Raw genomic sequence first — 13,468 nt, 5'->3', positions numbered from 1 at the left:
GCAATCGTTTCCTTTTCCAGAAGTCTACTTGTTCACCACGTGCCTTTCTCCTGGGGAAGCTTTTAGGTTCCCGCCAAGGGTTCTCGCCTTTCTCATAAAGGAAAAATACGCTGCAGCAAGATCCTTCTGCGGCAGCCCCTGCGATTAATACTATCTCACGGGTTTTTGACCTTTATGCTACGTTTTGCCCTCAAAATAGAATTATGGCCTACTTTATAAGATTTGCCTAAAATTTATATTTTGACATTGTTATAAAACTATATACATTCTTAATTTAGCAGGATCAATATATAAACCCCCATTTATATAATTTTTTAAACATCATATTTACTTAAAGAAGCATTCATTTACTTACCCTTAGTTGCACTAATCAGACACCCTACTTCTTTAATAAAACCTATTAGAAAACCAAACCGGTCCATCAAAAGTGAAAGTACCTCACTTTGCCGCCAACTTATATACGCCAACCTATACTACCACCTTCTTAATGCGCTTATAGAGAACAGCAGCCCAGCAGGGGCATGAGGGAGACACCAAAGGCAAATTGCCTTTTGAGTCCCTTCCTCTCAGGCCCGCTTTCAGGTCAACGTCTTGTTCTAAGGCTATTTATCTACCTCCTTCATCACCATTGCCTTGCACCGCTATTCCCCTGGCGGGAAAGGACTATATCAAAAGAGCAACCCAACAATTACTAGATGGAAAGAACTTCTACTCAAACCTTACCCTTTTTCGCTGTTTTGTGTTTCTTCTGGCTGTTGCAGGTGACTTCCTTGCAGGCTGCCTTTGCCCAGGGAAATACCTTACCGGTCTTTGAAGTAAATCTGACAGGCCAACCCAATGGAGTCTGGGACTCTGGGGAAATAGACAGGAACGGGAAAGCCTGTGGAGCCACAGGAAACGAGAACTGCGTCCAGTTCAACATCATCCTGGACAAAAACTCCGCTGGCCTGGAGTTTAGTATCACGGGCGGCCCGGTTCCTTCAGGAGCGATGGCGTATCAGGTGAACTGTGGCCCGCCGGTGCCGGTGGGCCAGCCCATCTGCGTCTCCGGTACTGGCCCGCATAAGCTCACCATCTGCATGCCCGGGAACGCCAAAAACAAGTTCCAGATCAAATCCATTGCCGCCTTCACCCCCATGCCTGATATCTCTGTCTCCGGGGGATGCTCTACTACCCTTCAGGCACCTATTGCCTTTGAGGAACCCTCCATCACCTGGACCGACATCACCGGAGGAGGCATCTATAACAAATACCTCAGTTGCACAACTGGTTGCGCCACCCCCACCATCACGCCAGATGACAACCCTCCGCCTTATGTAGACTATGTGGTATGTGGGCAATCTGTGGCCTCTCCCTGCTCTGATCTGCCTTACTGTGACACCGTGCGGGTGTATTTCTATCCGCCTCCGGTGGTCTCCATCACTCCCAACCCCGCCATTATCTGCCCGGGTTCAGCAGGTGTGGAACTCACCGGTACCGTGACGGGCGGCAGTGGCAATTTCCGCTATCTCTGGACTGATAAGAACGGAAATCTGGTAGGAACGAACCGGACTTACTTAGCCCCCACTACGGGGGAATACTCCCTGGAAGTGAGAACGGAGAATTATCCTGCCTGCAAGAAATTCTCTGCCTCTGTGACCGTGGTCACCAACCTGACGGCGAATGCCGGCCCAGACCAACGGGTCTGTGCCTCTAGCCCGGTCCCTTTGTCTGGAAGTGTCACCGCGGCCCTGGGAGGGCGCTGGAGCGGTGGGGCCGGCACCTTCTCGCCCAGCAACACTGCTTTGAATGCCGTCTACACCCCTACTCCTGCAGAATTGAAAACCGGTTCCGTACGGCTTACGCTCACCTCTACCGGCAATGGCTCCTGTGCCCCGGTGAGTGATGAGGTGGAGATCTCCTTCTACAACATGGAGGTGACCCTGACGGGCCCGCCCCTTATCTGCGTGGGCACCACGGTCACGATCACGGCGGCTGTCTCTGGGGCCGAAGGCCCGGTTACTTATGTCTGGGACTCGGGTGAAACCACTGCTTCCATCTCCAACAAACCGGCCGGCACGTATACGGTGACCGTCACAGATGGCAATTCCTGCGCCCTCCGGAAATCCTTTACGGTGACCCAGGCGGCAGGCCCCTCTGATCTGGCCTTCACCCTGACGCCTTCCACCTGCGGATCTGCCAACGGAGAAGTGTTGGTTTCTGGTGTGACCGGCGGCACAGGCCCCTATACGTACAGCCTGAACAGCGCTGCTTTTCAACCATCTGGTAAATACACGGCCTTACTGAAAGGTACCTATAACCTGCAGGTGAAAGACGCCAACGGCTGCGTGTACAATGAATCTTTCACTCTAGAGGACGTAGCCGGTCCCTCCGCTTTAACGGCAGTTATCCAGTCGTCTTCCTGCGGCAACCCCAACGGCAGTATCACCATCACCAACGTCACCAACGGAACGGCTCCCTACGCTTATAGCCTGAACCAGGCTGGTTTCCAGGCTTCCGCTACTTTTTCTGCTTTGGTGGCCGGCACTTATTCCGTGACAGTGAAAGATGCCAATGGCTGTATCTTCACAGAAGCACTGGCGGTGGAAAACGTGGCAGGGCCTTCCGCCTTTGCGGCCCTCACCTCTTCCACCACCTGCGGGGCCAGCAACGGCTCCATCTCCATCACCTCTGTCACCCAAGGCACGGCTCCTTATGTCTACAGTAAAGATGGGGTGAACTTCCAGGGATCGCCGCAGTTCTCCGGGTTAGCGGCTGGCCTGCACACCATCACCGTAAAGGATGCGAAGGGATGTACCACTTCCCGTCAGGTAGAGGTGACCAACGTGGCTGGCCCTACTAACCTGGTGGCCTCTGCCAGGGCATCTACCTGCGGCAACAGCAACGGGGAACTGATAGTCACCGACGTTACCGGAGGCACCGCTCCCTTTACGTACCGTCTGAACAACGGGGCTTTCCAGGCGTCTGCCTCCTTTGCAGCCCTGGCTGCCGGCAACCATACCCTTACGGTGAAAGATGCCAACGGCTGTACTTTCAGCAAGACGTTCAGCCTTTCCAATACGGCCGGGCCTTCTGATTTCCTTACCACGGTGAAGTCCACCACCTGCGGCGCTTCCAACGGGGAACTCACCATCACCAGTACTACCGGCGGCACGGCACCTTACACCTACAGCAAAGACGGCACCACCTACGGGACAAGTGCTACTTTCTCTGCGCTGGCCGCCGGCACTTATACCCTTTGGGTGAAGGATACCAACGGCTGTGTCTTCTCAAAATCTTTTTCATTGGAGGATCTGGCCGGTCCCACCAATTTCAGCCTGCACACCACTCCATCCACCTGCGGGGGAACCAACGGCAGCATTACCGTAGAGAACGTGACCGGAGGCACCGCGCCCTTCAGTTACAGCCGTAACGGCACCTCTTTCCAGGGCTCGCCTACCTTTACGGGGGTTACCGCCGGTACCTACACGGTGCTTATCAAAGACGCCAACGGATGTACCTTCAGCAAGAACGTGATGGTAGAAGATGTGGCGGGGCCCTCAGGCTTCACCATCACCGCCAACCCCTCTACCTGCGGGGCCAGCAACGGGGAATTGAGCATCACCAACCTGACCGGCGGCACCGGACCCTATACTTATAGTAAAGACGGTTCCACCTTCCAGACCTCGGCCACTTTCACAGCCTTAGCGGCGGGTAATTTCACCCTCACGGTGAGAGATGCCAACGGCTGTACGGTTGCCAAGCAGGTATCTCTCTCCAACACCGCCGGCCCTACGGCAGTGACGGCTTCCTCCCAGGCGGCCTCCTGCGCCAACAATGATGGCCGCCTTTTGGTGGGCCCGGTAAGTGGTGGCACAGCCCCTTACACCTATTCCATCAACGGCACCACTTTCCAGACCAGTACTACCTTTGCGGCCCTTGCGGCCGGGTCGTACACGGTCACTGCCAAAGATGCCAATGGCTGCTTGACCACCACGCAGGTCTCCGTAGCACAGGACATTCCTACGGCCTTTGCTAGTGCCACGAATTCTTCTACCTGCGGCTTTCACAACGGGAGCATCACGGTTTCCTCCATTACAGGAGGTACTGCCCCTTACACGTACAGCAAAGACGGCGTCACCTTCCAGACTTCGGCCACGTTCACGGCCTTGGCGGCAGGTACCTACACCCTCACCGTAAAAGACGCGAACGGTTGTACCTTCTCCCGGCAGGTGCCCCTGGCCAATATAGCGGGACCCTCAGACCTGGCGGCTTCCCTTACCCCTTCCACCTGCGGTCAGCCAAATGGAGCAGTAACCATTACCGGGGTGACCGGCGGAACCGCCCCGTATACCTACAGCCAGGATGGCACCACCTTCCAGGCTTCTGCTAACTTTACGGCATTGGCCGCTGGTTCCTACACCCTCACGGTGAAAGACGCCAATGGCTGTACGTTTGCCAAACAGGTCACCCTTACTAATATTGCTGGTCCTACGGCGGTTGCCACCTTCCTGCAGACCTCCAGCTGCGGCCGCGCCAATGGCAGCATCACCGTGACTGGGGTAACCAGCGGTACCGCGCCGTACACTTACAGCAGAGATGGCAGTACTTTCCAGGCTAGCGCAACGTTCGCGGGGGTTCCAGCTGGCACCTATACCCTCACGGCCAAGGATGCCAACGGCTGTACAGTCAGCAGAAACATTGAGGTGAAGGACGTGGCCGGGCCAACGGCGGTAGAGGTGAGAAGTATTGCCTCTACCTGCGGCAACAGCAATGGGTCCCTGCAGATAAGCGGGGTAACCGGAGGAACTGCACCCTACACCTATGCCTTGAACAGCGGTTCCTTCCAAAGTGGCACTACTTTTGGCGGAGTGCCAGCCGGTGAACACACCCTTACGGTGAAGGACGCCAATGGCTGTACTTTCAGCAGGAGCGTGACCATTACCAATGTGGCAGGCCCTGCCAACCTGGCGGCGACCACGGTTTCTTCAACCTGCGGAGCCAGCAACGGGGAAATCCGGGTCACCCATGTCACGGGTGGCACCAGCCCCTACCTGTATAGTGCCGATGGAGTGAACTTCCAGTCGGCCGCTGCCTTCCCTGCTTTGAAAGCGGGTCAGCATACGCTTACCGTGAAAGATGCCAACGGCTGTACGTTCGCCAAATCCTTCACCGTAAGTGACATCCCCGGTCCTTCTGCCATCACTTCCACTTCTCTGCCTGCCAGCTGCCAGAACAACGACGGGAGCATCGCTATTGCGGAAGTTACCGGTGGCACAGCGCCCTATACTTATTCCCTGAATGGAGGTGCCTATCAGGCACAAACTTCTTTCATGGGGCTTGCCGCGGGCACCCATACTCTCACGGCCAAAGACGCCAACGGCTGTGTAGTTTCAGCTGCCGTGGTGGTACAAGAGAACGTGCCTACTGGTTTTGCCAGTTCTACCATCGCCTCTACCTGTGGGCGCAACGATGGCCAATTAACCATCAACCAGGTAACCGGCGGCACTGCTCCCTACACCTACAGCAAAGACGGCGGCACGTTCCAGACCTCTGCTTCCTTCGCTAACCTGCTGGCGGGCACCTACACCATCACGGTAAAAGACGCCAAAGGCTGTCTGTTCAGCCAGTCGGTGGGGGTCAGCAACCTGTCTGGTCCGGCCTTCACCGTCTCAGCGGCTTCAACTACCTGCGGCGCCAGTAATGGAAGCATAGTCGTGCAAGGCACCACGGGGGGAATAGCGCCTTACACCTACAGCAAAGACGGCATCACCTTCCAGACTTCTCCTACTTTTGGTAACCTGTTAGCTGGTACCTACACCCTCACGGCCAAGGATGCCAACGGCTGCTTAAGTTCGGAGACGGTGGTCGTAAGGGATATAGCCGGGCCCTCTGGCATAGCCATGACGACCGCTGCTTCTACCTGCGGGGCCAAAAATGGCCAAATCATGATGGGCAACATTACCGGCGGAACGGCCCCTTTTACCTATAGCCTCAACGGAGGGGCCTTCCAAACGGCAGCTTCCTTCTCTTCGCTGCTAGCCGGTACCTATGCCGTTACCATCAAAGACGCCAATGGCTGCACGTACACCGAAAGGGTAGAAATCAAAGACATTGCCGGACCAACCCAACTGATCCTGGCCACCACGGCTTCTACCTGTGGCCACAGCAATGGCTCCGTTTCTATCAGTGGGGTAAGCGGCGGCACTGCCCCGTTCACTTTCTCTCTTGACGGCGCCGCCTTTCAAAGTGCCCCCGCCTTTGCCGCCGTGCAGGCGGGAGAGCGTACGCTTACCGTGAAAGATGCCAATGGTTGCACATTCACCCAGAAAATAACCGTTGAAAACGTGGCCGGCCCTTCTGATTTGACCGCTGCCACTAAGCCCTCTACCTGCGGAAACAGCAATGGGGAACTGACTGTCTCCGCGGTGACCGGTGGGGTAGCCCCTTACACGTACAGCAGAGACGGGGTGAACTTCCAGGCCTCCACTACCTTTACGGCCATAGCTTCCGGTTCTTACACCATTTTCGTAAAAGACGCCAATAACTGTACGTTCAGCAAAACTGTTCAGGTCTCTGATATTGCCGGGCCAACTGCGGTACGCACTACCTTTACCGCTGCCAGCTGCCAGAACAACGACGGCAGTCTGACTATTACCGGCATCACGGGTGGAACGGAACCGTATACCTACTCCCTGAATAGCGGCGCCTTCCAGTCAACTTCTGTTTTTGGAGCGCTAGCGGCGGGTACCTATACGGTGAAAGCCAAAGACGCCAACGGGTGCGAGGCGGTGACTACCGTGGTTATCAACGCAAACGTCCCAACTGCCTTTAGCACAAGCACCGTAGCCTCTACCTGCGGAAGCAGCAACGGCAGCATCTCTATTGGCACCGTCACCGGCGGAACCGCCCCTTACACCTTTAGCCGGGACGGGGGGAACTTCCAGGCAGGCACTGCTTTCACTGGTCTGGCCGCGGGCACCTACACCATCACCGTAAAAGATGCCAAGGGATGTACGTTTGCGCGGGTAATTACCCTCAGCAACCTCAATGGCCCCACAGAGCTGGTGGCCTCTACCCAATCGTCTACCTGCGGCAACAGCAACGGTGTTCTCACCATCTCAGGAGTTACCGGCGGCACCGCCCCTTACCTCTACAGCATGGATGGGGTGACGTTCCAAACCTCCGCCACCTTTACCGGGTTACAGGCGGGCGCCTATACCCTCACGGTGAAGGATGCCAACGGGTGTACCTATGCCCAGGAAGCGTCTTTGAGTGATGTCTCTGGACCTTCGTTCATGGCAGTAGCCCAGGCTTCCACCTGTGGGGCCAGCAACGGCCAGATCAACGTGCAGCAGGTGACAGGAGGCACCGGTCCATATTCCTACAGCAGAGATGGGAACACCTTCCAGGCTTCACCTACTTTCACCGGTTTATTGGCCGGAGTTTACACCATCACCATCAGAGATGCCAACGGCTGTAAATATGCCCGCTCCATTCAGGTCACCGATGTGGAGGGGCCAAGTCAGCTCATGATCGCCTCCACCGCCTCTACCTGCGGAAGCAGCAATGGTTCGGTTTCCGTGAACGGTGTTACCGGGGGCACTGCCCCTTACTCCTTCTCCTTAGACGGGTCCGCTTTCCAGACGGCGGTAACCTTTGTCTCAGTAAGAGCTGGAGAGCACACCCTCACGGTCAGAGACGCCAATGGGTGTGTGTTCAGCCAGAAGCTGGTGGTAGCGGATGTAGCCGGTCCTTCTGATGTGACGGCAGCCTCCACCTCCTCCACTTGTGGCGCCCCCAACGGAGGCCTTACCATTACCCAAATAACAGGAGGCACCGCCCCATACACCTACAGCCAAGACGGGATCACCTTCCAGGCTTCGTCTTCTTTCACGGCCTTGAAAGCTGGGCAGTATGCCATCACGGTGAAAGATGCCAACGGCTGTACCTTTACCAAAACTGTCACCGTGCAAGACATTGCCGGACCTACTGCGGTAACGGCCAGCACCTTGCCCGCCAGTTGCTTAAACAATGACGGCAGCCTCACCATCACTGGGATCACCGGAGGCACGGCTCCTTACGCCTATTCCATCAACGGCAGCGGGTTTAGCACCAATACCACTTTTACGGCCCTGGCCTCCGGCACCCATACCGTGGTGGTCAGAGATGCCAATGGTTGTGAGGTGACCGCCTCGGTAAAAATTGATCAGAATGTTCCTACAGCCTTCACCAGTTCTACTACCGCCTCTACCTGCGGCCGCGCCGATGGCGCCCTTACCGTAAGCACGGTAACCGGCGGAACCGCCCCGTACACCTACAGCAAAGACGGCCAAACCTTCCAGCCAGGCACTTCTTTCGCTGGCCTGGCCGCCGGTAACCATACCATCACGGTGAAAGATGCCAACGGCTGCATGTTCAGCGCTGTGGTAGCTGTGAGCAACACCGCCGGCCCTACGTTCAGCGCCGTAGCCACCGCCAGCACCTGTGGAAGCAGCAACGGAGCTATCACCGTAAATGCCGTCACCGGAGGGGTTTTCCCTTACACGTACAGCAGGAACGGGCAGGACTTCCAAGCGAGCAGTACCTTCCAAAACCTACCTGCCGGCACCTACACCATCACCGCCAAAGACGCCAATGGCTGCTTATCCGCGGAGACAGTGGTAGTGGATGACAAAACCGGCCCGAGCGCTTTCCAGCTGACCCCGATCGCGTCTACCTGCGGCGATGCAAACGGTCAACTGAGGGTGCAGGACGTGGTAGGCGGAACAGCTCCTTTCTTGTACAGCAAGGACGGGGTCACCTTCCAGTCTGCTGCGGCTTTTGCGGACCTGGCCGCCGGATCTTACACCATCACGGTCAAAGATGCCAATGGCTGCCAGAAAACCAGCACGGTGCAGGTAGGCAACATTACCGGACCAAGCGACCTCCAGCTGGCTTCCGTCACTGCTACCTGCGGGGCGGCCAACGGCCAGATTTCGGTTACCGGGGTAACCGGCGGACAGGCGCCTTATTCCTTCTCTTTGAACGGGGGCACCTTCCAAAGCACCGCCCTCTTCGGGCAGATGATGGCCGGAGAGCATACCCTGACCGTGAGGGATGCCAATGGCTGTGTGACCAGCAAGAAAGTAGTAGTGACCAATATAGCCGGTCCTACAGACCTGGTTTCTTCCGTCAGAGCCTCCACTTGTGGCAACCGCAATGGCGCCCTGGTGATCACCGGCGTGACTGGAGGCACGGCTCCGTACACCTACAGCAAAGACGGGGTGAATTTTCAAGCCTCCTCATCTTTTGAGACCCTGGCCGCCGGCTCCTACACCCTGGTGGTGAAAGACGCCAACGGCTGTACCTTCACCAAAGAAGTGGCGGTAACTGATATAGCAGGGCCTGTTTCGGTAGCCACCCGGTCTGGAGTGGCCAGCTGCCAGGACAATGACGGCAGTATTCTGGTGACCGGCGTGACGGGGGGAACTGCTCCTTTCACCTACTCCCTCAACGAAGGAGCCTTTGGTGCCAGTACCCAGTTCAACGGCCTGTCGGCCGGCATCTACACGGTGGTGGCCCGTGATGCGAACGGCTGTGAGGCCACGGCCTCGGTGACGGTCACCAAAGAAGTGCCTACCGGCCTTTCCAGCACCAGCACCGCTTCTACCTGTGGCCAAAGCAACGGGGCCATCACCCTGGGTGCGGTCTCAGGGGGCACAGCGCCGTACAGCTACTCCATCAATGGGACGGCTTTCCAGAGTGCGGCCAGCTTTAGCAACTTAGCGGCGGGCATGTACACCGTCACCGTCCAGGATGCCAAAGGCTGCCATTTCTCCAAGCAGGTGCAGGTAACAGATGTAGCCGGACCCAGCGGTCTAACCACCATGGCAGAGGCCACTTCCTGCGGAGACCGCAACGGAAAGATCACGGTAAGCGCCGTGACTGGCGGAACCGCTCCTTACACTTACCAGTTGAACAGTTCTGCGTTCCAAACTGAGGCCACCTTCGCCTCTCTGGCAGCGGGCACTTTTACACTTACCGTGAAAGATGCCAACGGCTGCACCTTCTCACAGGAGGCGGTAGTGGGCGGTTCTTCTGCCCCTGGTGATTTCAGAGTGACCGTGCAACCTTCTACCTGCGGTGAGGCGAACGGTACCGTGACCGTAGCGGATGTGATAGGCGGGGTACACCCGTATTCCTACAGCAAAGACGGGATCGTGTTCCAAGCCTCGGCCACCCTTGCTGACTTGCGCGCCGGGCGTTACAACATCGTGGTGAAAGATGCCATGGGCTGTACTTTCACCAAATCTGTGGAGGTTGGAAACACGGCCGGTCCGCAGGAATTTACCTTGACCAGCACGGCTTCCACCTGTGGACAGCGCAACGGTACCATCCTCCTCAGCAACGTGGCAGGTGGCACCGCCCCTTACCAGTACAAGCTGGAGGGCGGCACCTGGCAGGCTTCGGCCACCTTTGGCGCTGTGGCGGCGGGTACCTACACCGTAACCGTGCAAGATGCCAACGGCTGCACCCTGGCCAAGCAGGTAACCGTGACGGACCAGGCGGCCATGACGGCCCTGGGCTCGTCTACCACGCCAGCTACATGCGGTAACAACGGGGCTATCGCTATCCAGTCTACCACCGGAGGCACCGCACCTTACATGTATTCACTGGATGGCATCACTTTCCAGGCGGCCACCACCTTTACCGGCCTGGCTCCTAAAGAGTACCAGATCCAGGTGAAAGACGCCAATAACTGTCTGGCTACGTTTACGGTGCAAGTGGGCGAAAACAGGCTGAAAACGGCGGAGATAACCTCTGCTCCGGCGGCATGCGGGCAGAACAATGGCTCCATTACGGTGGCTTCAGTCACGGGCGGGATCAAACCACTGGCCTACAGCCTCAACGGAACCAGCTTCCAGGCTTCACCGGTATTCGGCAACCTAGCGACAGGCACCTATACCATCACTATCCGGGATGCGGAAGGCTGTGTCATGACCAAGAGCCAGGAAGTAAAAAGCAGCGGCGGCCCTGAGTCGTTCACCTTGACCAGCACCCTGGCCAGTTGCGGCAATGCCAACGGCAAGATCAGCATTGGCGGGGTCACAGGCGGCCAAAGCCCTTACACCTACAGCATCAACGGCACTTCCTTCCAGAATACCCCGGAGTTTTCCGGGCTGGCAGAAGGAACCTACCAGATTTCTGTGAAAGACGCCACAGGCTGTGTGCAGGTGAAAGCGACCAAGGTAGAGAGCAGCCTTCCTATTACCCACCTCACGTTCTCGGTGACCCCGGCGGGTTGCGGCCAGACCACCGGCCAGGTGACGGTGACCCAAGTAACGGGCGGCACCGCGCCTTACTCCTACTCATTGAACGGCGGGGCCTTCTCCGGTGCCGCTACCCTGCTGGGAGTGGCTCCTGGAAACCATGTCCTTTCGGTAAAAGACGCCCAAAACTGCACCTTCTCCCTTCCTGTGACGGTGCCGGCGGTAGAAAGCAAGGTGACGCTTGTGACGCATGTGCTCTGCGCGGGCGGCAAAGAAGGAGTTATCACTCTTTCAGCCACGGGCGCTGACAATCAGACCGAGTTCAGCATTGACAACGGACGCACCTTCCAGAAGAGCCCTGAGTTCAGAAACCTGCCGGCGGGTAGCTACCAGGTAGTGACCAGGTTCTCAGCTAGCTGTGAACTGGCGCTGGGTACGGTGGAGATCAAGGAACCAATACCACTGCAAGCCTCGGTGAAGCCGCTCACGCCCACCAGCGTGGTGGTCACTGGTCTCAGTGGCGGCACGGCCCCTTACACCTTCCAGCTGGACAACGGCAAAGTGACCTCTGACTCTGTGTTCACGGGTCTGGCCGAGGGAACGCATACGCTTCTTGTGCAGGACAAGAATGGGTGCCGCACCCAGGTGACCTTTACGGCTGGCGAAACGGGTGGCATAGAGATCCCAACGGGCTTCACCCCTAACGGAGACGGCATCAATGACCACTGGATTCTTAAGAACGTGGCGGTGCTCTACCCTAACTGTAAGGTGACCGTGTACAACCGCTGGGGCAGCCCGGTCTTTGAGTCCAGGGGATACAAACAGGCCTGGGACGGCACCCATAAAGGAAAAGACCTGCCGGTGGGCACCTACTACACGGTCATTGAGCTGGGCAATGGCCAGGCTCCTATCAGAAAATCACTGACCATCATGCGGTAAGCCGCCCTTAGCCTTTCATCAGCGTTTTATGAAAAAGAACCTCCTACTATTCTTCTTTCTGTTGGGCGCCACGGCAGCGGTGGCCCAGCAGAAAGCATTGTCCAGTCAGTACATGACCAACTATTTCCTCTTGAACCCGGCGGTGGCCGGGTTTGAGAAAACCATGAATTTCAAGGCCGGTTTCAGAAACCAATGGGTAGGCTTTGAAGGGGCGCCCACTACGTTCTACGTGAGCGGCGAGACCGCCTTGTTTCAGGGCAAGGGGAGACGGGCCCGAAAAAGGACCCAGGGCTACCATGGGGCGGGCGGGTACGCTTATACCGACAGAACGGGCCCTACCTCTCATACTGCCGTGCTGGCCTCATACGCCTACCACGTGCCCCTTGACCGGGACCTGTTCCTTTCTTCCGGTATTTTTGCCGGGTTCCAGCAGTTCAAGTTTGATCCCGCCAAAGTCAAGATGGCCGACAACTCCACCCACCTGGACCCGGTAACCAACGGGGGAACCATTAACTCGTTCATGCCTGATGTGAGCATTGGCACCTACCTCCACAAGGAAGAATTTTTCTTCGGGGTTTCCCTGCTGCAGGCGCTGGGGAACAAATTCTTTGACGTGGAGAACACAGATGCATCCAGCAAGTTGTACCGGCATTTGTTTGTCTCGGGTGGGTACAATTTTGAACTCAAGAAAAACATCACCCTGGCTCCTTCTTTCCTGCTGAAGTACGCCGGCCCCGCCCCCTTGCAGGCCGACCTGAACCTGAAAGGCGTTTACAGTTTCAGCAAGCGGCGCAAAACCAAGTTTGATGACGAAGTATGGGCAGGCCTCTCTTACCGCACCCAAGATGCCTTGGTGGGCCTGGTGGGCGCTCAGTTCCTGCAGAAGTACCAGGTGTCGTACTCGTACGATATCACGGTCTCTCCCCTCAGGTACTACTCCGCCGGCTCGCATGAAATCATGGTCGGGTTCAGGGTGAAATAAGGCACCTTCCGCGCAAGAGGTTTCACGCTGGATTGGTTTACCGCCCGCTTTTCCAAAAAGGAGGTGATTCCTCTCTCGCCCACGGGCGGATTGGGAACACCTCCTTTCTGTTTAGAATGATGTCAGGTGCCCCACTACCCAGCGCAGGTTCTTGGCAAACGCTGCCTAAAATTCAGATGATCTGGAAGAAACAGGGCCTAAACACCTGGGCTAGGTGTAGTGTGGGCCATATCCATTCGCTTGTTTACTTGCAGGGGCGTCAGCTAAAGCTGAAGTAAAGCGATTACTTCACGGAAGTTGTGAGCCTTAGAATACG

The 13,468-nt window shown here is 56.8% G+C and carries 2 protein-coding genes; both read left to right on the top strand.

What is annotated here, in order from left to right; all coding sequences use genetic code 11:
- The first annotated feature begins 695 nt into the window (after window positions 1-695).
- Window positions 696-12,170 (top strand): T9SS type B sorting domain-containing protein, encoded by an 11,475-nt coding sequence (locus FOE74_RS05705; RefSeq protein WP_149097638.1) that lies wholly within the window; start codon window positions 696-698, stop codon window positions 12,168-12,170.
- 28 nt (window positions 12,171-12,198) lie between these two features.
- Window positions 12,199-13,152, top strand: coding sequence for a PorP/SprF family type IX secretion system membrane protein (locus tag FOE74_RS05700; protein ID WP_149097637.1), 954 nt, complete (start codon window positions 12,199-12,201; stop codon window positions 13,150-13,152).
- The last annotated feature ends 316 nt before the right edge of the window (window positions 13,153-13,468 follow it).

Source organism: Rufibacter glacialis (assembly GCF_008271745.1).
GTDB lineage: Bacteria > Bacteroidota > Bacteroidia > Cytophagales > Hymenobacteraceae > Nibribacter > Nibribacter glacialis.
The sequence above is the reverse complement of the archived record's forward strand: the minus strand, read 5'-3'. Positions and strand labels throughout refer to the sequence as shown.